Annotated in this window: 25 protein-coding genes, 1 tRNA gene and 1 pseudogene; 14 read left to right on the top strand and 13 right to left on the bottom strand. The window is 65.0% G+C overall.

Annotated features, from left to right (window positions below):
* Positions 1-253: 253 nt before the first annotated feature.
* Genes C0V78_RS14640 through C0V78_RS14600 form a run of 9 tightly spaced genes read right to left on the bottom strand, consistent with a single transcriptional unit; the run spans position 254 to position 7,389 of the window.
* Entirely contained in the window at positions 254-994 is a 741-nt protein-coding gene (locus tag C0V78_RS14640; RefSeq protein ID WP_101798638.1) for an SDR family NAD(P)-dependent oxidoreductase, read from the bottom strand.
* A 4-nt stretch (positions 995-998) separates the two neighbouring features.
* The gene (locus C0V78_RS14635) at positions 999-2,168 is read right to left on the bottom strand and encodes a thiolase family protein (RefSeq protein WP_101798637.1); all 1,170 of its coding nucleotides are present in this window, start codon (positions 2,166-2,168) and stop codon (positions 999-1,001) included.
* A gap of 1 nt (position 2,169) precedes the next feature.
* Positions 2,170-2,598: a Zn-ribbon domain-containing OB-fold protein gene (locus C0V78_RS14630; RefSeq protein WP_101798636.1), complete on the bottom strand. Its 429-nt coding sequence runs from the start codon at positions 2,596-2,598 to the stop codon at positions 2,170-2,172.
* Between the two features lie 16 nt (positions 2,599-2,614).
* Complete coding sequence (locus C0V78_RS14625) at positions 2,615-3,472, bottom strand: SDR family oxidoreductase (RefSeq protein WP_101798635.1); 858 nt, start codon at positions 3,470-3,472, stop codon at positions 2,615-2,617.
* Positions 3,469-3,867, bottom strand: a complete 399-nt coding sequence (locus C0V78_RS14620; RefSeq protein WP_101798634.1) for a carboxymuconolactone decarboxylase family protein — start codon at positions 3,865-3,867, stop codon at positions 3,469-3,471. Before C0V78_RS14620 ends, C0V78_RS14625 begins: the two co-directional genes overlap by 4 nt.
* Positions 3,868-3,880: 13 nt before the next feature.
* On the bottom strand, positions 3,881-4,879 hold the full coding sequence (locus C0V78_RS14615; protein WP_101798633.1) for an alcohol dehydrogenase catalytic domain-containing protein: 999 nt from the start codon (positions 4,877-4,879) through the stop codon (positions 3,881-3,883).
* Positions 4,876-6,069, bottom strand: coding sequence for a sulfotransferase (locus C0V78_RS14610; protein ID WP_101798632.1), 1,194 nt, complete (start codon positions 6,067-6,069; stop codon positions 4,876-4,878). Before C0V78_RS14610 ends, C0V78_RS14615 begins: the two co-directional genes overlap by 4 nt.
* Positions 6,062-6,862, bottom strand: coding sequence for an SDR family NAD(P)-dependent oxidoreductase (locus tag C0V78_RS14605; protein ID WP_101798631.1), 801 nt, complete (start codon positions 6,860-6,862; stop codon positions 6,062-6,064). The genes C0V78_RS14610 and C0V78_RS14605 overlap by 8 nt, the downstream gene beginning before the upstream one ends.
* A gap of 2 nt (positions 6,863-6,864) precedes the next feature.
* On the bottom strand, positions 6,865-7,389 hold the full coding sequence (locus C0V78_RS14600) for a VOC family protein (RefSeq protein WP_101798630.1): 525 nt from the start codon (positions 7,387-7,389) through the stop codon (positions 6,865-6,867).
* 153 nt (positions 7,390-7,542) lie between these two features.
* On the opposite strand from C0V78_RS14600, the gene C0V78_RS14595 reads away from it, so the two are divergent.
* The 4 genes from C0V78_RS14595 (at position 7,543) to C0V78_RS14580 (ending at position 11,787) form a co-directional block, all read left to right on the top strand.
* Complete coding sequence (locus C0V78_RS14595) at positions 7,543-8,352, top strand: SDR family NAD(P)-dependent oxidoreductase (protein WP_254049968.1); 810 nt, start codon at positions 7,543-7,545, stop codon at positions 8,350-8,352.
* A 9-nt stretch (positions 8,353-8,361) separates the two neighbouring features.
* The gene (locus C0V78_RS14590; protein ID WP_101798629.1) at positions 8,362-9,507 is read left to right on the top strand and encodes a sulfotransferase; all 1,146 of its coding nucleotides are present in this window, start codon (positions 8,362-8,364) and stop codon (positions 9,505-9,507) included.
* A complete protein-coding gene (locus C0V78_RS14585) occupies positions 9,507-10,292 on the top strand; it encodes an SDR family oxidoreductase (protein ID WP_101798628.1) in 786 nt (261 codons plus the stop codon). Before C0V78_RS14590 ends, C0V78_RS14585 begins: the two co-directional genes overlap by 1 nt.
* A gap of 109 nt (positions 10,293-10,401) precedes the next feature.
* Positions 10,402-11,787, top strand: a complete 1,386-nt coding sequence (locus C0V78_RS14580) for an SRPBCC family protein (protein ID WP_101798627.1) — start codon at positions 10,402-10,404, stop codon at positions 11,785-11,787.
* A gap of 21 nt (positions 11,788-11,808) precedes the next feature.
* On the opposite strand, the gene C0V78_RS14575 is transcribed toward C0V78_RS14580, so the two are convergent.
* Together C0V78_RS14575 and C0V78_RS14570 are read right to left on the bottom strand one after the other, a co-directional pair.
* Positions 11,809-12,552 (bottom strand): hypothetical protein, encoded by a 744-nt coding sequence (locus tag C0V78_RS14575; protein ID WP_101798626.1) that lies wholly within the window; start codon positions 12,550-12,552, stop codon positions 11,809-11,811.
* A gap of 4 nt (positions 12,553-12,556) precedes the next feature.
* Positions 12,557-13,762 (bottom strand): toxic anion resistance protein, encoded by a 1,206-nt coding sequence (locus C0V78_RS14570; RefSeq protein WP_101798680.1) that lies wholly within the window; start codon positions 13,760-13,762, stop codon positions 12,557-12,559.
* A gap of 389 nt (positions 13,763-14,151) precedes the next feature.
* Here C0V78_RS14570 and C0V78_RS14565 point away from each other — a divergent pair, with 389 nt between their 5' ends.
* Entirely contained in the window at positions 14,152-15,429 is a 1,278-nt protein-coding gene (locus tag C0V78_RS14565) for an MFS transporter (RefSeq protein WP_101798625.1), read from the top strand.
* Positions 15,430-15,438: 9 nt separating this feature from the next.
* Here the strand turns inward: C0V78_RS14565 and C0V78_RS14560 are convergent, their stop codons facing one another.
* A complete protein-coding gene (locus C0V78_RS14560) occupies positions 15,439-17,178 on the bottom strand; it encodes a fatty acyl-AMP ligase (RefSeq protein WP_101798624.1) in 1,740 nt (579 codons plus the stop codon).
* Positions 17,179-17,325: 147 nt separating this feature from the next.
* Here C0V78_RS14560 and C0V78_RS14555 point away from each other — a divergent pair, with 147 nt between their 5' ends.
* The 4 genes and pseudogenes from C0V78_RS14555 to C0V78_RS14540 all read left to right on the top strand — a co-directional run.
* Complete coding sequence (locus tag C0V78_RS14555) at positions 17,326-17,874, top strand: regulatory protein RecX (protein WP_101798679.1); 549 nt, start codon at positions 17,326-17,328, stop codon at positions 17,872-17,874.
* 2 nt (positions 17,875-17,876) lie between these two features.
* Positions 17,877-18,371 carry a DUF192 domain-containing protein gene (locus tag C0V78_RS14550; RefSeq protein ID WP_173843464.1) on the top strand — a complete coding sequence of 165 codons (495 nt, stop codon included), beginning with the start codon at positions 17,877-17,879 and terminating at the stop codon, positions 18,369-18,371.
* A 54-nt stretch (positions 18,372-18,425) separates the two neighbouring features.
* Positions 18,426-18,845: an NADH:ubiquinone oxidoreductase subunit NDUFA12 gene (locus C0V78_RS14545; protein WP_101798622.1), complete on the top strand. Its 420-nt coding sequence runs from the start codon at positions 18,426-18,428 to the stop codon at positions 18,843-18,845.
* Positions 18,814-19,275: pseudogene (locus tag C0V78_RS14540) on the top strand (DUF2155 domain-containing protein); the annotation flags it as partial. The gene C0V78_RS14545 and the pseudogene C0V78_RS14540, both read left to right, overlap by 32 nt.
* A 35-nt stretch (positions 19,276-19,310) precedes the next feature.
* On the opposite strand, the gene aat reads toward C0V78_RS14540, so the two are convergent.
* Entirely contained in the window at positions 19,311-20,072 is a 762-nt protein-coding gene (gene aat, locus C0V78_RS14535; RefSeq protein ID WP_173843456.1) for a leucyl/phenylalanyl-tRNA--protein transferase, read from the bottom strand.
* A gap of 107 nt (positions 20,073-20,179) precedes the next feature.
* On the opposite strand from aat, the gene C0V78_RS14530 reads away from it, so the two are divergent.
* From C0V78_RS14530 to nusG, 5 genes are all read left to right on the top strand, one after another.
* Positions 20,180-20,255, top strand: a tRNA-Trp gene (locus tag C0V78_RS14530).
* A 58-nt stretch (positions 20,256-20,313) separates the two neighbouring features.
* Positions 20,314-21,807, top strand: coding sequence for a hypothetical protein (locus C0V78_RS14525; protein WP_144039929.1), 1,494 nt, complete (start codon positions 20,314-20,316; stop codon positions 21,805-21,807).
* Positions 21,804-23,240 (top strand): hypothetical protein, encoded by a 1,437-nt coding sequence (locus C0V78_RS14520; RefSeq protein WP_101798620.1) that lies wholly within the window; start codon positions 21,804-21,806, stop codon positions 23,238-23,240. The genes C0V78_RS14525 and C0V78_RS14520 overlap by 4 nt, the downstream gene beginning before the upstream one ends.
* A 122-nt stretch (positions 23,241-23,362) precedes the next feature.
* The gene (gene secE / locus C0V78_RS14515) at positions 23,363-23,557 is read left to right on the top strand and encodes a preprotein translocase subunit SecE (RefSeq protein WP_101798619.1); all 195 of its coding nucleotides are present in this window, start codon (positions 23,363-23,365) and stop codon (positions 23,555-23,557) included.
* Positions 23,558-23,571: 14 nt separating this feature from the next.
* Positions 23,572-24,108 carry a transcription termination/antitermination protein NusG gene (nusG, locus tag C0V78_RS14510; protein WP_101798618.1) on the top strand — a complete coding sequence of 179 codons (537 nt, stop codon included), beginning with the start codon at positions 23,572-23,574 and terminating at the stop codon, positions 24,106-24,108.
* Positions 24,109-24,137: the final 29 nt, after the last annotated feature.

Raw genomic sequence — 24,137 nt, 5'->3', positions numbered from 1 at the left:
TAATCTGCTCTTCTGAAAACCTTGCACGCTTCATCGTCTGTCCTTCCTTCAGGCCAGACTCTAATCGCTCGTGGAGGAAAATCAGGGGGTCACGTCAGCCGAACGAAAATTCTAAATTAGATTCAAATAGATGGGCGTCATATGCGGGTCACGTAAGCGCACCATTTTCCAAACTGAAGGCGCTTGAGTAGCGCTTCGTCCATCCGGCGTGCCGGGCGGAGGGCCTTGTTTTGCCTCGCTCGGGCGCGGGCGCTTACATTGTGTAGTTCAGGCCCAGCCTTCCGCCGTCGCAGTAGATCGTCTGGCCGGTGACATAGCTTGATTGCTCGCTCGCGAGGAACAGGGCGATGTCTGCCACTTCCTCGGGTTCGCCGGCACGGCCGAGAGGGGTGCGGCTCATGATCTTGCGGGTCTGCGCCTCGTCGGCAAGGATGGCCTTGCCCATGTCGGTCAGGATCGTACCCGGGCCGATGGCGTTTACCCGGATGCCGCGCGGCGCGAGGGACAGTGCGGTGACCGTGGTCAACTGTCCGATCCCACCCTTGGATATGGCGTAGGGGATCTGGTTGGGGATGGCCAGAACGGCGTTGACCGAGCTCATGTTGATCACCGATCCGCCGCGATCCATCAGGCGGGCCGCGCGCTGGGTGGCGAAGACCATGGACTTGAGGTTGATGCCGAGGACGCGGTCATAATCCTCCTCGGTCAGATCATCGAGCGTGGCTGCATGGGTGACGCCGGCATTGTTGACCAGCACGTCCAGCCCGCCCCATTCCGCCCGCACCCGGGCGAACAGCCGGTCGAGCTCTGCCACTCGGCCGACATCGATCACCATGCCGGCCTGGCCTATCCCGGCGGCGAACGGCTCAACCGCCGGGTCGATATCGGCCACCAGGACCTGTGCGCCAGCTTCGGCAAAGCGGCGGGCAATGGCGGCGCCGATGCCCTTTGCCGCGCCGGTGACGACCGCGCGCTTGCCGATGAGCTGGTCCAAGGGGTCAGTCCCTTGCCAGCAGCAGCGCAGCGGCCAGCGGTCCGCCGCCCGAGGTGGCGACGGCAACCTTGGGATCGCCGGGGATCTGGCGTGCCCCGGCCTTGCCGCGCAGCTGCGTCACCGCTTCATGCGCGAAGCCGAAGCCGTGGAGCCGCCCGGCGCCCAGCTGGCCGCCCCCGGTGTTGAGCGGCAGTTCGCCGTCAATCGCGATGCGCGTTCCCCCGTCGACGAATTCGTGCCCGGCGCCCACGTCGCAGAAGCCCAGGGCTTCGAGCCACGAGATCGGGAAGAAGGCGAAACCGTCATAGAACTGGACGGTATCGACATCCTTGGGCTTGTAGTCCGTCTTCGACCACAGGTCCGGGCCGGTGGCATAGCTGGCCATGTAGTCTGGCTGGTCCCACGAATAGCGGTGCACCGAACCGGCTGTTGCCGCGACGCGCACCGGATTGGGGCTCACTTCGTCAAGCGCGTCGCTGGCCGAGACGATCACCACCGTAGAGCAATCGGAGAAGCGATCGCAGTCGTAGAGGCAGAACGGCGATGTGATCATCCGCGCCTCCATGTACTCGTCGAGCGTCAGCTCCTTCTTGGTGATGTTCCGCGCGTTGGGGTTGAGCAGCGCATTGCGATTGCCGTTCAGCGCAATCTGCGCGAGCTGTTCGCGCGTCATGCCGTTGCGCTTCATCTGGCGCATCGCGAACTGCCCGACCCAGCACGCCGCCGAAATGGCGAAGTAGGGTGCGGTCCACTGTGACAGGCCATCAACGAATTCGCGGCGCAGCGGCGGGAACTCTTCGGGGCGCGACATGGCCGCCGCCTCGTAAACCGTGCGGAAGCAGATAACGTGGCGGGCATGGCCCAGCCGCACGGCATCGACCGCGGCGGCAATGGCGGAAAGCTGGGCGGGGATTTCGCCACCGCCCATGTGCCAGCGCGCCTTGATGCCGCAGGTCTCGATCACCTCGTCCACGCCGATCGGCGAAAAGCCGAGGAACGTGGCCATGCGTCCCGGATAGGAGGCGACGCCGTCGATCTGGTCCATGGTCAGGCCGGCATCGTCGAGTGCCTGCTTGATGGCATCCATCGTCAGGCCCATTGGCGAACGGGCAAGGCGCACGCCGACCTCTGACTGGCCGACGCCGGAAATGTAGGCTTCCTTCAGCTTGGTCATGTCAGGCCACCTTCTCGAACAGCGGGAAAAACACGCCGTCCTGCTCTTCGAATACGACGCGCACCTTGTCGTCGAAGTCGATCGCATCGACGGGGCAATTGACCACGTTGGTGGTCAGGATCACGTCCGGGGCATCGTCCAGCCGCACCCGCGCGATGATGAAGGGCACTTCGAGGTCCGGCATCCAGGGCTGGTAGTTGATCGTGTAGGTATCGACCGTGCCGGTGCCGGCCATGGCCTTGGGAGCCACGTTTTCCGACTGGCAATGCCGGCAGAATTCCTTGGGCGGATGGGTGTATTGCCCGCAATCCGGGCAATGAACGATCTGGAGCTTGCCCTCGGCGCCGCCGGTCCAGAACGGACGGTTCACGGCATCGAGCCGGGGGCGCGGGCGCTTGGGAGGGGGCGGGGCGGCTTTGGTTTCGGTCATGGTCAGTCCTGTCAGGTCAGAGCTTCGATCCGCCCATGAAGGCGGGGTCGATGGCACCGGTGAACACGCCGGTGGCGAAGCCCTGGTCGGTGTAGAGGAAGGTGCCGGTGATCGCCGCGTTGAGCGGGCTGTTGAGGAGAACCAGTGGCCAGGCCTGGTCTTCCGCCGTGGCCATGCGGCCAAGCGAGGGGTAGGGCCACTTGTCGAGGAAGCCATCGGGCAATGCCGTTTCCTGCACGTCCATGAAGGCGGTGCGGGTGGGACAGGGGCCGATGCAGTTGAGGCGGATGCGGCGATCCAGCCCGAGCTTGACCGCCGCATTGGCGGTCCACACCACCAGCATTTCCTTGGAAGTGGTGTATCCGTCGCGCAGGCGCTTTTCGGGGTCGGCCTCTACCCAGGCGATGGCTTCGTCCGGATCGGAAATCGCCAGCATCTCGAGGCTCTGGGCCAGGTTCTTCATCCAGCCCATCGCCGCGTCGGAGGAAATCAGCGCGATGCCCGCGCCGTCTTCCAGCGCCGGAAGCAGGCTTTCGACGAAGAGCCGCGTGCCGACATAGTTCACCCGCATGCAATAGAGCGGGCCTTTCACCATCGGCGGCAGTCCGGCGCAGGGGAACAGGAAGTGGATGGGGGCGAGCGCCTTCAGCTTTTCCGCCGCCGCGCGCACCGCATCGAAGTCCGACAGGTCGAGAGCGGTGTAGCTTTCGCAGGGCACCTTGGGCTCGGCAATATCGACGATGTGGACCTTCGCGCCCAGCTCGCCAAGGATGCGGGCGACCTGTTCGCCCATGCCCGATGCGCCGCCGGTAACGACGCAGGTCTTGCCGCGATAGCCCAGTCCGGCAAGGTCATTGGCAAGGTTTGCGCTCACTGTTCATTCTCCTGTTTGTCGTAATCCTCGAAGCCCAGCAGCATGGCCCGCTTGGCGGTGGCCGCCTTGGGAAAGCCGGCATAGGGGATCGCGGAGTAGAAGATTTCCTCGATTTCGGTGCGGGTCAGGCCATTCTTCAGGCCCATCCGGGTGTGATAGCGGATTTCTTCCGAGGCGCCTTGGCCGATGAGCATGCCCAGCACGGCGCAAGAGCGCGACCGGCGATCAAGGCCCTCGCGTGTCCAGACCGAGCCGAAGGCCCATTCCATTGTCCAACGGCCCTGCTCGACGCCGAAGCCTTCACCCTTGCGGTACCACTCGCGCGTGCCGTCAGCGGCTTCCTGGCCGTAGATTTCCGCAAACAGGGCAAGGCCCTTGTCTTCCGCGTCGCTCATTCCCCCTGCTCCTTCAGCACAGCACGTGGACCTTGGTCTCGTTATTCGGGCCGCGCAGCATGTCCATGGTTTGCGGCAGGGCGGCCAGCGGAACCGTATCGGTGATGATCGCCTTGGGGTCCACATGGCCCTTGTCGATATCGCGCGCGATGGTGAGGAATTCGTCCATGCCATAGCCGACGAGGAACTGGATCGTTGCGCACTTGTAGGCCGCCAGCGCGGGGATCAGCGGATCGGGCTTGGTGCAGAAGCCCAGGCTCACCACCTTGCCATAGACCGAGGCGTGCTGGATGGCCTTCATCATCATGCCTTCCGCGCCGACGCATTCGAACACCAGGTCGGCCGGTCCGCCCAGCGCCTCGATCGTCTCGCCCACCTCGTTCGCGCCGAAAGGCACGAAGGCATCGGCGCCCATGGCCAGGCACAGGTCGCGGCGGCGCTCGGAGCGGGAGAGGGCAACCACCTTGCCGGCCCCCAGCGCAAGCGCCCAGTAGATCGCGTAAAGCGCCACCGTGCCGCCGCCCAGAACCACCACGCGCGCACCCGGCTTCATGCCCGACCGGCGCACTCCGTAAAGGCTCACCGCGAGCGGCTCGATCAGCGCGCCGTCCGCCAGCGAAAGCGTATCGGGCAGGGGGACGGCCAGGCTGGCGGGCAGGCGGGCATATTCGGCAAAGCCCTGGGCAAAGCTTGGTGCCTCGCGGCACATCACATGGTTGTGGCCGGCGCAGCCAATGCAGTGGCCGCAGGCGCCCGATGGGTTTACCGCCAGCTTCTGGCCCAGACGGAAGCCTTCCACACCCTTGCCCAGCGCGACCACTTCCCCGGCGAATTCGTGACCGAACTGGCCGGCGGGGAAATCGAACATCTCGCCCTTTGTCATCGACAGGTCGGTGCCGCAGATGCCGCAGCGCTGGACCCGGATGACCAGCTCGCCATCGCCGGGGACCGGATCGGGCAGTTCTTCGATGGTGATCGCGCCGCCCTTGCCGGCATAGACCGCGGCCTTCATGCGCGCTTCTCCATCAGGTCGAAACGCGCAACGTAATCGCCGAAGGCTTCGCGCACGAGACCGGCGGAAAGGCCGAAATCCTCAAGCGAGTAGCGGTGCGGACCGTGAGCCAGCTCCGGCTTTTCCTCGATCCGCACGGCCATGTCGGCGCGCACCTGATCGGAGAGTTCGAGGCCGGCAAAGGCGTAGATGCGCTCTACCGTTCCCATCGGGTCGCCGTGGAAATCGGTGTGGACCACGTCGAGCACCTGCCCGGCATGGGCCTGTCGCACCGGTTCCGCCCGGCGGATGGCGCGTGCCCACTTTTCGGTCTCGGCAAGGCCCATCTGCCAGGCGCGCTCTTCCACGCGGCCTTCCTCGAACAGGCTGTGGTTGCCGATCAGCAGGGCACAGAGCGAGGGGATCGCTTTGGCCGGATCGCGGTGCGTGTGGATCACCTTCGCATCGGGGAACTGCGCGAACAGGGCATCGAGGTTCTCGACATGGCCGGGGTTCTTCAGCAGCCAGCGCTTGTCCGGTTCATTGCTGCCAACCAGCCGCAGCACGCGCTCGAAATGAGCATAGCAATGCGCCTCGCTCGCCTCGCGCCGCCACAGGTCATACGACTGGGCCGACCAGCCGCAGGTATACAGGTTGGAGACGAACCCCTGCCGCAGGATCAGGCAGCATTCGTCCACCTCCTCGGCCGCCATGGCGTGGGCGGCCAGCGCGGCGGGCTTTTCGCGATGGCGTGCCTCAAGCTCGGCCACGGATCGCTGGAAACGCGGGTTGGCCTCCCAGCTGTCGCGCGGGGGGCGTGGCTGCGGGGCGCCGGTGATCCACGTCTGCAGCCCCTGGAACTGCGGATCGACCGCCAGCAGCTTGTGCAGCGCGGTGGTGCCGGTGCGCGGTACGCCGGTGATGATGATCGGCGCCTTGATGGCATGGGAATCCCACCCCGGCGTCTGCGCCATGGACCGGATGGCATGGCCGCGCGCGGCGAGCACGTTGGCCATGGTCATCCAGCCGCGCTGGCGCCCCTCGGCGCTCCACCGGGGGTCGTAGTCCATCGAGTGGAGCAGCACGTCGAGCCCGCGCAGGTAATCGCCCGCGCCGAAATCGGACCAGCCATCGATCAGCGCGGCGGCGGCTTCGTGAAGCTGTGCTTCGCTTCCCGCGAAGCGTGCTGGCGGGGAGAGGGGATCAGTCATCGGTATCGATCATGCCCTTGATGGTCGGACCGCCGCCGCAGATCAGCGTTTCGCCGGTGATATAGCTGGCGGCATCGCTGGCCATGAACAGCACGGTGCGTGCCACTTCTTCCGGCTCGCCGGGGCGGCGCAGCGGGAAGGCCGTGGTGGCCGAGGCAGCGTCGAAGCCGGTCTTGGCCCAGTTGGCGCGGGCCAGCGGCGTTGCAATCATCCCGGCGGCAACCGCGTTGACCCGGATGCCCTTGGGCCCCCATTCGGCGGCGGCAACGCGGGTCAGCATCTGCAGCCCGGCCTTGGCCGCGGAATAGCCGCCGCAGCCCATGGTGCCGCCGTTGCCCGCCATCGAGGAGATGTTGACGATCGCTGCCTGCCCGTTCTCTGCCGCTGCCGCCTTGAGGTGCGGATAGGCGGACTGCGAACAGAAGAATGCGCTGTCGAGGTTGAGCGCCATATCCTGCCGCCAGCTCTCGACCGGAGCGGTGCGCAGCGCGGCGTGGCGTGCGCCGCCGGCATTGTTGATCAGCACGTCCAGCCGGCCGAAGTGGGCAACCACCGCCTCGATCAGGGCCTGGCACTGTTCCTGCACGCGCACGTCGGTGGCAAAGCAGAACACCTCGCCTCCCGTCGTCTCGCGCATCGCTGCTGCGGCGGCCTCCAGCCGGTCCGCCTTGCGCCCGGCAATGGCGACCTTGGCCCCGGCCTTGAGCAGTGCGATGGCCGTTGCCTCGCCAATGCCCGATCCGCCGCCGGTGACGATGGCAACCTTGCCGGAAAAATCGAAGCTGACGGGCATTTTCAGTTCCTTGTGACGTTCTGGAAGAATTCGAGGCCCGCAGGTTCGGGCATGATGTATTCAAGGTAGTGCCCCAGTTCGGGCACGTCGATGAAGCAACTGGTCATGAAGCCGGAGTTGATGCTCTTGTGCGGCATCGCCCAGCCGGCACGTGCCGCCTCCGCCTCAAGCGCGTCCCATTCGGCCTGGTCGCTGACAAGATAGCCGAGGTGGTGGTGCTTCATGGCAAAGCCGGAGCCCTGCGGCAGGCGGTTCATGATGATGTCCGATCCCGGGCCGCTGGCCGTGATCAGTTCGTACATGATGGACCCGACCCAGGCGAGCGCGGCCCAGGTTTCGCCGCCTTGCCGCGTGGGCCCGCCGATGACGGTGAATTCGCGGATGCCCAGCCGTTCGGAAAGCAGCGCCTTGGCCCGGTCCATGTCATTGGTAGCCCAGGCCATCTGGAAGTGTTCTGCGCGCAGCAGGCCCTGTGCCGAATCGAACCCGCCGGCAGGGCGTTGCAGCAAGGGGGCGTGTGCGGCCATTTCTTATCCTCTCGGCCACCCATGAAGTCTAACTCGGCAAGCGTGGCAACCGCCCTTGCCAAAATTACGACAGGCCTGTTGTATGGCATCGCCCCGGCGTGGCCCGCCCACTTGCCAGTGCAAAGCGTGCCGGAAATAACAGCGGAAAGGGAGATGACCATGCCGGCAAGGGACATTCTTGACCTCAGTGGCCGCGCCGCGCTTGTCACCGGCGGCGGGCAGGGTGCCGGTCGGGGCATAGCGCTGGCGCTGGCCGATCATGGTGCCGCGGTGGCGGTCAACGATTTCGTGCTCGAACGGGCAGAGGCCGTGGCGCAGGAGATCCGCGAGGCAGGGGGCAAGGCGGTTGCGGTGCAGGCCGATGTTTCCGACTATGCATCGGTCAAGGCGGCTTTCGACAAGGCCAGCGGCGAACTTGGCACGATCACCCTGCTGGTCAACAATGCCGGCATGGCCGGGCCGACAGACCGGATGGGTCGTTCGCCGGAATTCTGGCAGGCCGACCCGGCAGAATGGCCCCGCTTCTTCAACACCAACCTCTATGGCGTGATGAACTGCTGCCACGTTGCCCTGCTGGGCATGGTCGAAGTCGGCCAGGGCGGCCGCATCGTTACCATCGTTTCGGATTCCGGCCGGCTGGGCGAACAGCGCCTGGCCGCCTATGCCGCGGCCAAGGCAGGCGCAGCGGGCTTCGTCCGTTCGATCGCCAAGGAAGCGAGGCGCTATGGCATTACCTGCAACGCCGTCTCGCTCTCCACGCTCACCCCGCCGATGAGCGAGGAACAGCTGGCCGAGTTCATGGAGACTCCCATGTCCAAGGCGCAGCTCTCGCAATATGTCATCCGCCGCTATGGCACGCCGGACGATGTCGCGGCCATGGTGCTGTTCCTCTGTTCCGACAGCGCCAGCTGGATCACCGGCCAGACCTACCCAGTCAACGGCGGCTACTCATTCGCAATCTAGGAAGTGACCATGAACGTCGATACCATCATCGCAAATGCCCGCGCGGCCACGGGCCTTGAAGACCTTGGCGATCCTTCGCAGCTTGAAGGCCTGCCCATCCTCGTCAAGGCATCGAACGAGGAAGCCCGCCTTTCAGAGCGCGGCGCGGCGATGTGGGAGCAGTCGATAACCAACAACCTCATCAACCGGATGAAGGTGGTCGATTACGCCAAGAAGCATCCCGAACTGCTGGAGCGGCCGATCGAGAAGCCCACCTTCGTGTTCGGCCTGCCGCGCACCGGCACGACGCTGACGATCAACCTGCTGTCCGCCGATCCGGCGCGCCGCTGCTATCGCCGGTTTGAATCGCTCAATTCCGTGCCGCCGCCGGGGCCCGACTACAAGTCGGACGAGCGCTACATCAACGAGGTCGCGCGCGGCGAAATGGCGCTGAAGTACATGCCGCATATCGCCGCGATCCACTGGGAAGATGCCGACAGCCCCAGCGAGGACCAATTCTCGATGGCGCAGTCGTTCTGCTCGCAGGTCTATGACAGCCAGGTCCACATCCCCAGCTATCGCGAGTGGTTCTTCCAGGCCGATTACAAGCCGGCCTTCCGCTTCCAGAAGCAGATCCTGCAAGTCCTGCAGGAAAAGGTCGGCGGCAAGTGGACGCTGAAGAACCCCTGGCACCCCCTGTTCCTCAACGACCTGACCACCGTGTTCCCCGATGCCGAACTGGTGATGACGCACCGCGATCCGGTGGAAGTGGTCGGATCGGCCTGTTCGCTGCTCAAGGCGGTGCGGCCGATGTATTCGGACAGCATGGACCCCGGCGAAATCGCCGAATGCCTGCTGCAGACCTTCGACCAGATGATCGCCCGCTCCAACGCCTACCGCGAAAAGCATGGCGAGGACGCGATCTTCGACATCCAGTACGCCGCGCAGCTCAAGGATCCCATCGGCACCCAGCGCGCACTCTACGAGCGGTTCGGCACGCCCTTCACGCCTGAGGCACAGGCGGGGATGGAAGCGATGATGGCCTTCAATCCCAAGGGCAAGCACGGTAAGCACGAATATACGCTGGAAGAATTCGGCCTTTCCGCGAAGTGGGTGCGCAACCACTTCAAGGAATACACCGATCGCTTCTCCATCCCTGTGAAGGACGCCGACTGATGCAGCTGACCCCCGCCGATCATGCATTCATCACCGGCGGGGCCAGCGGCATCGGCCTTGGCATTGCCGATGCCCTGCTGAAGCGGGGCGTGAAGGTTACCATTGCCGACATCAACGACGAGGCACTGGCGCAAGTGCTGGCCTCGCGCGGCAATGGCCTTCGCGGGGTGCTGCTCGACGTGCGCGACCGCGAACAATGGCGCGAGGCCAAGGAAAAGGCCGAAGAGGTCTTTGGTCCTGTCACCGTGCTGGTCAACAATGCCGGCATCGCGCCCGACGGGCTTGAGCTGGCCGATTCCGTGCCGGAAAGCTTCGAGCGCATCTTCGCGATCAACTTCTTCGGCGTGTACAACGGCATCGTCACTTTCGGCAGTGCGATCCGCAGCCTGGGCCGTGGCCATATCCTGAATGTCGCCTCGATGGCGGGGCTTTCGGGCGACCGGCCGACCGCCGGGGCCTATTCCTCGGCCAAGTATGGTGTCGTCGCACTGAGCGAAACGCTGCGCGCGGAAATGAAGCCGCACGGGGTTGAAGTTTCGGTAATGTGCCCCGGCCTCGTGATGACGAACCTTCCGGCCAATACCGCCCGGGTCATCGGCAAGGAAGCGCGCGGCGCCATGCCCGGCGGGCTCGATGCCGGTGTGGCCGGGGAGATGGCGGTGCGCGGTATCGAACGCGGGCAGTTCTACATCCTCACCTCGTTCGGTCGCGACGATCCGATCCGCAAGCGCTTCGAGGAGCAGCTCGCCGCATTCGCTGCGGGGCCCGATCCCGACCTCGCCTGAACACCGCCCAGCCGATTTCCGACGCAAACCGGTCAAGCCGGTTGCGCCTTGCCGCGCGCGCCTTACAACCGCGCGTCAAGGCAAAGCTGCACACACGGGAGAATACCAGATGGCCGAGACGAGGCAGATTCCGTTCAAGGTGACCGACCCGGAACGGATCCCGGCAAAGCGTTATTACGATGAAGAGTTCTACAAGCTGGAATGCGAGCACCTGTGGCCGCATGTCTGGCAGATGGCCTGCCGGCTGGAGCAGATCCCCGAAGTGGGTGACTGGGTGGAATATTCCAACCTTGGCAAGTCGGTCATCATCGTGCGCACCAAGGATGGCGTGAAGGCCTTCCACAACGCCTGCCGCCATCGCGGCGTTCCGCTGACCGAAGGCAGCCACGGCAATTGCAAGACCAAGGGCTTCATCTGCCCGTTCCACGGCTGGCGCTGGAACATCGAGGGCGAATGCACCTTCGTTTACGGCAAGCACCTGTTCACCGAGCACCAGCTCGACAACGAAGACCTGAAGCTGAAGCCCTGCCGCGTCGAGGAATGGGGCGGTTGCGCCTTCATCAACTTCGATGACAATGCACCGTCGCTGCGCGAAACGATGGGGCCGATCCTGGAAAACCTGGACGCCCACGGCAAGAGCAACCTGCGCTCCGAATGGTGGTATGCCACGGTGCTGCCGGCGAACTGGAAGATCGCCATGGAAGCCTTCATGGAAGGCTATCACGTGATGCGCACGCACCCGCAGCTGCAGCAGACCGCACCGGCACTCTACAATTCGATGTACGGCTTCGATACGGGCGGCATCGGCGTTCCGGTGAACCCGGACATGAGCGTCAAGGACAACATCGATTCGCAGATGCGCCATCTTGAGCTGCTGAGCGAAGGCATGGCCGGCATGGTTCATGAAAAGGAGCTCGTGATCGCGCGCCAGCTCGTCGATGCCGAGTTCCCCGAAGATCCGCAGCAGGCGGTGATGATGTTCTTCGGCATGGTCCAGGACCAGATCACCAAGCAGCTGGGCGCCAAGGGCGAACCGATTCCCGACCTGAACGCGGTGGCTGTATCGCACCCCGTCCACGCGGTGGAATTCCTGTTCCCCAACTACTTCCTGCTGCCGTTCTTCAGCTGCATGTCGAGCTATCGTATTCGTCCGCTAGGGCCGGAATCGTGCCTGTTCGAACTGTGGTCGCTGGCCCCCTTCGCTCCCGGCGAGGAACCGCCCGTGCCCATGGAGCCGATCATGCTGCCCTATGACAGCCCGGATTTCCCGCCCATCCCGCGGCAGGACTATTCGAACATTCCGCTCCAGCAGAAGGGCCTGCACGCCGAAGGGTTCGAATTCATGCGGCTCTCGAACGTGAAGGAAGGCCTGATCAGCAATTACCAGCGGATCATCGACGGCCACCTGGAAGGCAAGGATCAGGCAAAGCTTGCCGCAGCCACGCACAAGCTGGGCGGCAACTTCGACGGGTCGCCGTTCGAATTCGACTTTTGAGGAACCTGAACGGGGAAGGGGCTATTGCGCCCCTTCCTCCTTCTCCATCGCGCTGCCGTACTTGTAATCGAGGTAGCGCGTCTTGATCGCCAGATCGTCGATCGCGCCCGTGGCAAGCTGGCGGGTCACCGAATCGATCTCGTTGCTGATCAGCCCCAGCGATTCCATGAACTGCTTGTTGGGATTGGTTCCCGCGCGGTCTTCATAGCGCAGGTGTTCCGGAATACGGCGATAGCCCTCGACCACCTGCGGCAGGTGTTCGCCCACCAGCTTGCGAACCTCGCCCACGGCGGGGTGCAGCGGGTCGATATCCTTCAACTGCGCGCCCAGCCCATCGAGCTGCAAGCCGATGTGGTTGACCAGCTTCACCGCCGGCGGGGGCAGGGCAGGGCGCTGGCGTTCCAGCCACATCTCCGTGCGGCCGACCATGGTCTTGACGTCGCCCTTGGCCAGGGTGTCGATCGTCGGCGGCTGCATTTTCGGGAAAGTGGCCAGCACGCCAACGGCGATGAACGAGAGCAGCACTGTCCCCACCAGGCCGAGCAGGCCGATGGGGGTAATGAACAGGCTCAGCAGCGAGCTGGCGAGCCAGATGCCACCCACGGCCAGCAGGATGCGGCCGATCTTTTTTGCCAGGTGGCCGCGTTTCAGCCGGGCCGATTGCCGTCCGATCGAGCCGACCCGGCGGCCGCCGGCCCGCTGGTGCGCCAGGCTTTGTCCGGCCGCCCGCATGATGGCATCGCTGTTCTGTGCAGGCGAAGGCAAGGGTTCAGCCCTCCAGGCTCAGGATGCTGGGGCCTTCGACAGACTTGGCCGCCTGCGCCGCGCCCTCTGCCCGGGCGATGTAGCCCTTGGACTTTTCGACCTCGGCGGTCAGCGTCGTCACCGTCTGCTTCATCGCATCGAGCGCCTTCACCTTGAAGGTGTCGATATTGTCCATCGTGTCATAGATGTTCTGGAATGCCCGTTGCAGGGTCTCCATCGGGATGGTCGAGCTGGCCGCCTGCTCGTGAATCTTCGCGGTCTGCTCTTTCAGCAGGGTGCCGGTCGAATCGATGATATTCGCCGTCGTCTCGTTAAGCGCGGTGATCTGTTGCAGAACAAGCCGCTGGTTGGTCATGGCCTGGGCCACCGTCACCGCCGTGCGCAGCGCGCCGACGGTGGTGGTGCTGGCGCGATCGACGCCCTTCACCAGTTCGACATTGTTCTTCTTCACCAGGTCGAGCGCAAGGTAGCCCTGCACGGTCACCGCCATCTGCGTCAGCAGGTCCTGCGTGCGCTGGCGGGTGTAGAACAGCGCCGTTTCGCGCACGGCCTTGGCCTTCGCCGGATCGGTGGCATCAAGGTCGGCAGCGGCTTCCTCAAGCTTGGCATCGAGCGTCCGGCTGATGTGGATCATCTGCTCAAGGTTGCCCATCGCTTCCCACAGCTTCTGCCGTTCCACGTCGATCGCGGCATTGTCCATCAGCAGCTCGTCCTTGCCCGAGGCAAGGTGGCCGAGGATCGACTGGATGTGCGTCTGCGCCGACTGGTAGGAATTGAAATAGCGCTTCAGGCTGTTGCCGAAGGGGATGATGCCCAGGAACTTGCGGCCCGTGGAGAGCTTGCCGTTCCGGCCCGGATCGAGTTCCTCCACGGTGCGACGCAGCTCGGCAAGGTTGGCGCCGACGCCCGAATCCTTGTCCATCGCACGCACCGGCCGGTCGAGGAAACGGTTGGCCATTCCGGCAGCCGCCGCGATCTCCTTGCGGCCCATGTTAGTCAGCTGGTCGATCCGCTTGCCGAATTCGGGGCTGTTGGCATCCTGTGCGATCAGGTCCGCCACAAAGGCATCGGCCTTGGCCTCGAGCGCGGACTTTTTCTCGTCGGCCACGGGAACCAGGCCCGCAGCCCGTTCCGGGGCGACCACGGGAACCGGATCGGGCGGCGTCAGGGTGATCGCCGGTTCAGCAGCGGCAGTGGGGGTCGTGGCCATGGTTTCCTCGTTTCCCTTGCAGGTTACGAGCGACAACATGGGTCCAACCGCGTGTCAGTTCAAGCTGTATTATTAGCGTAAGACAGAGCTGGCCTCCAAACCAGTGGCCGATGCGGCCCCGGCGGGCTGGGGGCGGCGTGGCATGTGCCACTTCAAGCAGGTAATTGGCAAGCACGGTCGCCTGCTGGCGGGGCATCACGACATGGCTGGTGCCGATGCTGAGGGCTGGCGCTGACGCGGATTCCGGTCATTTTATTTCTTCCCCGACACAAATGCGACACCGCTGAAGCATCGCCGCCAAGATGCTGCGACGGGAGGACGATGGGGGCGCTTTGCATTCCTCCGTTCCTGGCCTAGCCTATCGCCTATAGGACGGGAGAGAAGCGAAGATGGCAGCTGGCGCACGCACTGCACGCGAGGAATGGTCACAAGGGTGGCTTGTCGTCCTTTCGGCCTCCCTGGGTTTCTCGCTGTTCTCGGTCATGCTGTCTGGCGCCGGCATCTTCATGCAGCCGCTGGGCGAGGAATTCGGCTGGAATCGCACGACCTTGTCTGCCGGACCGGCCATCGCCACGACCATGACGGCATTCCTTTCGCCCTTCTTCGGCATCCTGATCGACAAGTACGGTTCGCGCAGGCTGGCCTTGCCGGGCGTCGTGCTGACCACGGTGGCCATGGCCAGCTTCGGCCTGATGAACGGTTCTGCAACGCTGTGGATCGCCATGTGGGTGATCTTCGGCATGATCCTGGTGACCATCAAGTCCACGATCTGGTCCGCCGCCGTTGCCCGCAAGTTCGAGAAATCGCGCGGGCTGGCTCTGGGCCTGGTCGTGGCGGGCACGGCCGTCGCCCAAGGCATCGTGCCGATGCTCGGCAACTGGCTGATCGAAGGGTTCGGCTGGCGGCAGGCCTATATCTGGATGGCGCTGGGCTGGGGCTCGTTGACCTTCATCGTCTGCCTGCTGTTCTTCCACGATGGTTTTTCCAAGCGGGAAAAGGCGCTGGCAGAGGCGGCAAGGCAGGCAGGGGACGTTCCGGCAGACGTGCCGGGGCTGTCGATCCCGGAAGCCGTGCGCAGCCCCGCTCTGTGGATGATCCTGGCGTCATCCTTCATTGTCATGGCGGTAACGCAGGGCTTCTCGATCCACCTGTTCCCGATCCTGACAGAATCCGGCATTGGCCGCGCCCAGGCGGCGCAACTGCTGTTCCTTTCCGGCCTTGCCGCCGTGGCAGGCAAGCTCGCCACCGGCTGGCTGCTCGATCGCTATCGCCCGAACTGGGTGGGCGGGCTGACGCTGGCGGCCTGTGCACTGGCCATGGTGCCGTTGATGGAGGGCGCGCGCTCGATGCCGCTGGTGGTCTTTGCCATGTTGATGAACGGCTATGCCATCGGCACCAAGACCAACATCACCCTGTTCTTCGCTGCCGAATACGGCGGCATGAAGAACTTCGGCAAGATCTATGGCACGATCTCCGCCGTCATTTCGCTGGCAACCGGGCTCGGGCCGCTGCTTGCCGGGCGGATGTACGACACCTCGGGCAATTACGACAGCTTCCTGATGGTCGGTGCTGCGGGCTGCGTGATTGGCGGGCTGCTGCTAGTGGTCCTGCCCCGGGCCCCGCGCTGGCGGAAGCCCGAGCCCGAACAGGCAGAAGCAGTCGCCTGACGGGGAAGGTCAGGCGGCTTCGAGCAGCTTGAAGGGTTCGATCTCGCCCGAAAGGTAAAGCTTCTTGGCCTTGGCGCGGCTCAGCTTGCCTGAGCTGGTGCGCGGCAGGGTGCGCGGCGGCACCAGTTCCACCACGCAGTTCATGCCGGTGATCGAGCGAACCTTGTCGCGGATCGTCGTGTGCAGCTTCACGCGCTCTTCGGGATCGGAGACGCGGCAATGGACGAGCACGGCGGGCACTTCCTCGCCATTCTCGCTCTCCACCGCAAAGGCGGCGATGTCGCCGTGGTTGAAGCCGGGCAACTGTTCCACTGCCCATTCGATATCCTGGGGCCAGTGGTTCTTGCCGTTGATGATGATCATGTCCTTGGCGCGGCCGACGATGAACAGGTAGCCATCGGCCATGTAGCCCATGTCGCCGGTATCCAGCCAGCCATCGACGAGGCAGGCCGCGGTCGATTCCGGATCGCGGAAATAGGAGTGCATGACCGAGGGGCCCTTGCACCAGACCTTGCCGATGTGGTGATCAGGCAGCACCTCGTCGTGTTCGCCACGGATCGCCACTTCCATGTCCTTTACCGGCTTGCCGCAATTGACGATGGCGCGGTAGCGCGCCGGGCGCGACAGGTCGCGCGTGCAGCCTGAAAGGCGTTCTTCTTCGACCAGTTCGACGCGGATGCCCTCGCCCGGGGGCATCAGGGTAACCGCCAGCGTCGCTTCGGCCAGGCCATAGCTGGGCAGGAAGGCGCTGGCCTTGAATCCGGCCGGGGCAAAGGCATTGACGAAGTTCTGCATCACGTCAGGGCGGATCATGTCTGCGCCGTTGCCCGCGATGCGCCAGCGCGAAAGGTCGAAACGCTCGGCCACGTTGGTCTGGCTGGAGATGCGGCGGGCGCAGATGTCGTAGCCGAAGGTGGGCGAGTAGGAGCACGAAGTGCCCGGATTGCGGCTGATCATGTCCAGCCAGGCAAGGGGACGGCGGGCAAAATCCTCGGTCTTGAGATAATCGACCGAGATCTGGTTGGCGATCAGCGACAGGAAGCAGCCGACCAGGCCCATGTCATGATACCACGGCAGCCACGATATGCAGCGGTCGCCCTGGCTCAGCTTCATGCCGTGGCTGTGGCCGGACAGGTTGTTGAGCAGCGCTTCGTGCGTCACCGCCACGCCGTGCGGGAAACGGGTCGAGCCGGAAGAATACTGCAGGTAGCAGATATCGTCCGGGCTGGCCTGGGGCAGCGCGCAATCGGGCGCCGGTTCATTGGCGAAATCTTCCCAGGCCTTGCCCTCGCAGCCCTGGCGGGTGGCGGCAGCGCCGGCCATTTCGGCGATTTCGGCGGGGAAGAACAGCACCTTGGGGTCCGAGCTTTGCAGCTGGACGACAAGCTGTTCGATGTAGTTTTCCTTGCCGCCGAAGCTGGTGGGCAGCGGCAGCGGCACCGGCCAGGCACCGGCATAGACCGCACCGCAGAACAGGGCGGCGAATTCAGGACCGGTTTCGGCGATCAGGGCCACGCGATCGCCCTTGCCGATGCCGCTGGCAATCAGGCGACGGGCCGTCGTCAGCGCGTCTTCGCGCAGCTGCGCGTAGGGATAGACCTTGGCAAGATTGCCGCGGGCATCGTGGAAATTCATGCCCTTGCGGCCGGTCGCGGCATAGTCCAGCGCTTCGCCGAAGGTGCGGAAATCGGCCCGACGCTGCGGAAGGTCGTCGCTGTTCGGCGTCGGCACCAGGGTGGTGTCGTTCATGTCTTACGTACCCGTTTTTTCTTGTGAACCAGGGCAATAGCTCAGACCGCCAATAGGCGTGCCACATGAACCGCGCATTGCCTTCGTCCCCCTAAGCTGAATGCGGGCTTCCCCAATCGTTGAGGTTTGTGGCACGAATATGGCGAAATGAGGCACTCTCCCCGCCCCAAGCGCCCGCCGCGCCCCATCGATGCCGCCCGGCTGGACGAGATGGCGCTGGCCTATGTCGCCCGTTTCGCCACCTCTGCGGCCAAGCTTGAGGCCTATTTGCGCCGCAAGCTGAAGGAGCGCGGATGGGAGGGTGAGGGGGACGCGCCGGTCGAGGTGCTGGTAAGCCGGATGGTGCAGGCAGGCTATGTCGACGACCGCGTCTATGCCCGTGCCAAAAGCGGCAGCCTGATGCGCCGGGGCTATGGCAGCCGCCGGGTGGACCAGGCGCTTGATGCGGCCGGCATCGCCGCGCCCCTGCGCGAGGAAGTGCGCGCCAGCCAGGCGGATCAGCGCCGCGCCGCGCTTGCCTTTGCCCGCCGCCGCCGCTTTGGCCCTTTCGGCGCCGCCAGTGCCGATCGCGCGGTGCGGGAAAAGCAGCTTGCCGCCATGCTGCGCGCCGGCCACCCCCTCGACATGGCGCGCGAAGTGGTCGATGCAAGCGGCGTGGAGGCGGCCGAAGAATGGGCCGGCGAAGGAGACGAATGACCATGCGCAAGACGCACCTTGCCCTCGCGATTGCCGTGGCACTGGCCGCCTGCTCCTCGGACAAGAGCCAGGGCGCGCAGAGCGCTGCCGCTTCCAGCCTTGCCTCCGCCCCGCGCCATGCCACCTCGGGCCTGCCGGTGATCCCGCTGCGAGTCACGACGGCAAAGGGCAAGCACGCCTTCAAGGTCGAAGTGGCCGCCACTTCGCAGGAGCAGGCCCAGGGCCTGATGTTCCGCACCGAGATGGGTGCGGACGAAGGCATGATCTTTCCGATGGACCCGCCGCGCATGGCCTCGTTCTGGATGAAGAACACGGTCATCCCGCTCGACATCATCTACATCGGCACCGATCGCCGCATCCTCAACATATTCGCCCGCACCGAACCCTATTCGGAAAAGCCGCTGTTTTCGAAGGGTGCGGTCTCGGCCGTGCTTGAACTCAACGGCGGCCGTGCGGCGGAACTGGGCATCGTCCCCGGCGACAAGGTGGAGTGGTGATGGCCTTGCCGCAGGCCCTTGCCGCCATCCCGGCTTGGCGCTAACGCGCTGGCCATGGGAATCCTCGGCAAGATCTTCACCTGGTGGGATGGCGCGACCATCGGCACCCTGCTCAATTCCGCGGCGACCGGCGTTCACGTCGGCACTGACGCGCAGGGCAACAAGTACTATCGCGCGAAGAAGCGCAATCCGGCGGGCCATCCTTTCGCGGGCATGGAGCGCCGCTGGGTGATCTACAATGGCGCCAACGATGCCAGCCGCGTTCCGGCTGAATGGCACGGATGGCTGCACAATTCCTATGACGGCGTGCCAGAAAGCCACCTGCCGCCGGCCCGCATCTGGGAGGCGGACTATACGCCCAACGCCACCGGCACCGCAGCGGCCTACAAGCCCGCCGGCGCGCTCGAACGCGGCGGAAAGCGGGCAGCGGCTACCGGCGACTATGAAGCCTGGTCGCCGGATGGCGCGCACTGATTCCCCTGTCTCGCGCGTGATCCGCCGCCCGGGCATTGCCTGCCTTGCCTTGCTGGCGCTTGCCGGATGCAAGGGTGAGCCTGATGAGGCGGCAGAAGCCCAGTCGACCGAGGTTCCCAAGTCGCTCGCCGGACCGGCGCCGCTGGCCTCGGGCGCGGTGGAAAGCGAATTCGGCACTCCGGTGAAAGATCGCGTGGCCACGCTCGGCCTGCTCAACAAGCGGAACAACCTGACGCAGGACGTGGTGCTGAAAAGCGGCGAATCGAAGCGCATCGGCAATGTTTTCATCAAGCTGGCCACCTGCGAGCGGACCGCGCCGTGGGAGCGCCCGCGCGAAACCGGCGCCTTCGTGCAGGTTCACGTCGAAGAGCGCGAGAGCGCCGACAAGCCGCTGGCCTGGCGCAAGGTCTTCTCGGGCTGGCTGTTCAAGAATTCGCCCTCGCTCAACGTGGTCGAGCACCCGGTCTATGACGTCTGGGTCAAGGACTGCGCGATGAAGTTCCCCGGCGAGGAGGAAGAGGCAGCCGCATCGGCCAGCAGCGCTCCAAAGCCTTCAGGCAGTGAAAGCGCTGCGCCATCGCCCTCTCCATCGCCGGTCGCCGCGCCCAAGGCCGCGCCGAAGGCATCCCCGTCGCCTGCCACGCGCTGAGCGGCGTTCAGCAGCTTGATATAGCGACCCTGCGTGATCTCCACCGCGCCCATCGAGGCGAGGTGCGGGGTGATGAACTGGCAGTCGAGCAGTTCCACCCCTGCCCGGCGCAGCGCCGCGACCAGCCATGCGAGCGCCACTTTCGAGGCATCGGTGCGGCGGCTGAACATCGATTCGCCGCAGAACACCCGGTCGAACCCCACGCCGTAAAGCCCGCCGACCAGTTCGCCGCCTTGCCAGCATTCGATCGAATGGGCCGCCCCCAGTTCGTGCAGGCGCCGGTAGCTTGCCTCGATCCGGCCGCTGATCCAGGTATCGCCGCCATCGCTACGCGGACCGGCACAGGCCTGCATCACCTCTGCGAAGGCGCGGTTGCACGTGACCTCGAAGGTTTCGCGCCGCACCACCTTGGCCAGGCTGCGCGACAAATGAAAGCCATCAAGCGGCAGGATCGCCCGCCGCCGTGGCTCCACCCAGAACACCTCCTCATCATCGCGGCTGTCGGCCATCGGGAAGATCCCGCTGCGATAGGCGAGCATCAGGAGTTCGGGTTCGATCAGGCCGGCAGGGGCATGCATGGCGGTGCGATAGCATGGGCAAGGCGATGGTGACACGCGATTCGGTCATTCGCGCCATTCCTGCCTTGCCAACCCCGCGTTGCCGCTCTAAGGGCCACTCCGCCTGCAGGAGTGTAGCTCAGTTGGTAGAGCATCGGTCTCCAAAACCGAGGGCCGCGGGTTCGAATCCTGCCACTCCTGCCACTTTCCCAGTCCGCTTGCGCTTGAACACCAGCGAGGAACGATGGCGCAAGCCGCTCCCATGATCGCAGGCCAGAGGACCGCACCGCGCGATGCGTGGTACTGGGCGGCCGTGCTGCTGGCATTCCTTGCCACGCTGCCGCCGCTGCTGACTCACTATCCGATGATGACGGACTATCCGGCGCATCTGGCGCGGTGGCACGTCATGCTGCAGCACGGGGAGAACCCGGTGCTCGATGGCTATTACGGCTTCCGCTGGGCCTGGTCGGGCAACCTGGGCGCGGATATCCTGATTTTTCCGCTTGCGGCGCTGTTCGGGCTGGAAACCGGGGGCAAGATCATCCTCGTCATGATCCCGCTGCTGACAGGCCTCGGCCTGATCTCGGTCGAGCGGGCGCTGCGCGGTCGCGTGGGCATCGGCACCATGCTGGCCATGGCGACGATCTGGTCGCCATCGCTGCTGATGGGCTTCATGAACTTCACGCTCAGCCTGGCGCTGGTGCTGTTCGCCTTTGCCTTCTGGGTGCGTAGCGAGGGGTGGAAATGGCGCGAGGCGGCCTTCGTGCCGATCGGCCTGATCATCTGGCTGTGCCACCAGTCCGGCTGGGGCGTGCTGGGGGTGATGGTCTTTGCCTATGAATGCCACCGCCTGCACGGCACCGGCGCAACGCGCTTCGAATCGATCTGGCGGGCCGCCCTGGCAACGGTGCCCCTGTGGCTGCCGATCCTGCCAACCGTACTCGCCAGCCAGCAGGCACCGGGATCGTTCAGCTATGGCCGCCGGCCGCTGATGGCCAAGTGGATCTTCTGGAAAACCGCGCTGCGCGACCAGCAGGGCTATCTTGATGTTGCCACGGTGATCCTGTTCGTCGCCCTGCCGGTGCTGGCGCTGTTTACCCGCAAGCTCGACGGGCGGCTGGGCTGGGCGGCGCTGCTGATGGCGCTGCTGTCGCTGGTCGTGCCCCGGCATCTGGGCGGCGGGGACTATGCCGACTATCGCCTGGTTGCCGTTTCGCTGATGCTTGGCCTGCTGGCGATCGACATCCGGCCGAAGGACTGGGCCCTGCCCATGGCGGCCGGTCCGTTCCTGATCCGCATTGCCGCCACGATGATGGCGTGGAAGAGCCACTCGCTCGCCACGACCGAAATGATCAAGGCGCTCGATCACGTGCCGCGCGGGGCCAAGGTGGCCTTTGCCTTCGAGGAAGTGACCGGGCTCTGGCCGACGCCGCCCAATGGCCACCTGGGCGCCTATGCCACGGTGCGCCGGGATGCGCTGGTCAACTGCCTGTTCGCCATTCCCGGCGTCCACATGCTGCAGGTGAAGGCGCCGGGCTGGAACTTTGCCGATCCTTCGCAGCGCTACCTGCTGAGGCGCTGGCAGCGGGTGGACCTGCGCAATTTCGCGCCGGCTGCCAAGGCCGATTTCCTGTGGTATTATGGCGCCCGTCCACCGATCGCCATGCCGGAGGGAGCCGAGGTGATCTTCCGCACCAAGCATTCGTTCCTCGCCCGCATGAACCGGCCCGCGCCTCCCAAGCCGGGGGCTGAATGACAAGCCGGCGCGGCGCGGCGCTGGGCGGTCTGGCGCTTGCGCTGCTTGCCGCCCTGCCGGTGCTGCTGGTGGCCTACCCGCAAATGGCGGACTACCCCGCCCATCTTGCCCGCTGGCACGTCATGCTCAACCTTGATGCGAGCGCAGACCTGCAGCGGCATTACCGCTTTGCCTGGCAGTGGACGCCCAACCTGGGTTGCGACCTGCTGGTCTGGCCGCTCGCGAAGCTGCTGGGGCTGGAACTGGCCGGTCGGATCGTTGCGGCGCTGGTGCCTGCGCTGCTCGCCGGATCGCTTCTGACAGTGGACCGCGCGCTGCACGGCCGGATCGGCGTGGGCGGCCTGCTCGCGCTGGTCACGGTCTGGTCGCCCTCGCTGCTGATGGGGTTCCTGAACTGGAGCCTGTCGCTGGCGCTGGCATTCTTCGCCTTTGCCCTGTGGCTGCGGATGGAGGGCAACCCGGCACGGCGCTGGCTGGTCCTGGCGATCGCGCCGCTGGTCTGGCTCTGCCATCTTTCGGGTTGGGGCGTGCTTGGGGTGCTGGTGTTCGGTTATGAATGGCAGCGCCGCGGCTTCGCCAAGGCAATTCCGGCCACCTGGCCCCTGTGGCCTCCGGCGGTGCTCTCGCTGCTCTCCGGCGCGGGCGCATCGGGCGCGACCAGCTGGGGCGAGGGCGTGCTGCTCGACAAGCTGTCCAACTGGGTGATGGCCCTGCGCGATCAGTCCGCACAGCTTGATCTGCTGACCCTTGCCGTGCTTGCCGGGGTGATTGTGGTGGCCTGGCGCCAGGGGCGGATGGACGGACGCGTAGGGCGCGCGTCGCTGGCGTTCCTTGCGTTGACCTTCGTCATGCCGCGCCACTTGGGCGGCGGGGACTTTGCCGATTACCGGCTGGTGCCGGTGGCGCTGGCCTGCGGCGTGCTGGCCGTGCAATGGCGCGCACGGCGCTGGGTGGTGGCGCTGGCCGCCGTGCCTTTCGTGCTGCGGCTGCTGCTGACCTCGGTTTCTTGGATCGCCGGATCGGCGCTGACGGCACAGATGCTCGCCGGCATAGAGCGCGTGCCACGGGGCAGCATCATCGCCGGGGCCAATGCAGAAGATCCCTTCGCCTGGCATCAACCCGCCACCTCGCATGTGTTCGGATGGGCCACGGTGCGACGCGATGCGCTGACCAATGCAGACTTCGCGATTCCAGGCCTGCACATGCTTTCGCACGCCGATGGTGATGCGCGCTTCCTCGATCCTTCGCAGCGGGTACTGGTCAAGGCGGGTGAGGCACCCGACCTTTCGCGCTACGCACCTGCCGCCCGAGCCGATTACCTCTGGTACGTCGGGCCGAAGGAGCCGATGCGCCTGCCTGCCGGCGCGCAGGTGGCCGCGCGCGGCAACGGCTGGCTGATCGCCCGTCTTGCAAAAGCGCCTGCCAGTCGCTAACTGGCTTTCACTTTCCGACATCGGAAGACAATCAGCCCCTCCCGGCACCTAGGCCGGGGCGGCGATGTCCCCTTGGCGGAAGGCAGGTTTTTTCGCGTTTGCAGCAAGAAGGCACCCGAGCAATGGCCAAGACCAGTCCCGGCGAATTCATCCGCCAGGTCCGTACCGAAGCCAGCAAGGTCACCTGGCCGACCCGGCAGGAAACCGTCACCACCGCGATCTTCGTCGCGATCATGATGACGCTTCTGGCGCTGTTTTTCCTCGGCGTTGACACGATCTTCGGAAAGATCGTCAACTGGCTGCTGACGCTGGTCTGAGAGAGTTGAGAGCAATGGCCCGCTGGTACATCATTCACGCCTATTCCGGCTTCGAAAACAAGGTTCGCGATTCGATCCTCTCCGAGGCTGAGCGCAAGGGCCTCGAAGCCCTGGTCGAATCGGTTGAGGTTCCCACCGAGACGATCACCGAGGTGAAGCGCGGCAAGAAGGTTCAGGTCGAACGCAAGGTCATGCCCGGCTACGTCCTCGCCAAGCTGGCGATGAACGATGACGTGTATCACCTGATCAAGAACACCGCGAAGGTCACCGGCTTCCTCGGCCCCAACGGCAAGCCGCAGCCGATCTCCGATCGCGAAGCCGCGCGCTATTTCGGCGCCCGCGAAGCCGCCGCTGCCGAACCGCGCCGCGAAGTCAGCGTCGATTACGAGATCGGCGATTCGGTCAAGGTGCTCGACGGCCCCTTCGCCTCGTTCAACGGCGTGGTGGAAGAGCTGGATTTCGACAAGAACCGCGTCAAGGTTTCGGTCTCGATCTTCGGCCGCGCCACCCCGGTGGAACTGGATTTCGAACAGGTCGAACTCGTCAAGTAAGACGGGCCGGTTCCGGCAATTTGTTAACC

Source organism: Novosphingobium sp. TH158, from assembly GCF_002855555.1.
Lineage (GTDB): Bacteria > Pseudomonadota > Alphaproteobacteria > Sphingomonadales > Sphingomonadaceae > Novosphingobium.
The sequence above is the reverse complement of the archived record's forward strand: the minus strand, read 5'-3'. Positions and strand labels throughout refer to the sequence as shown.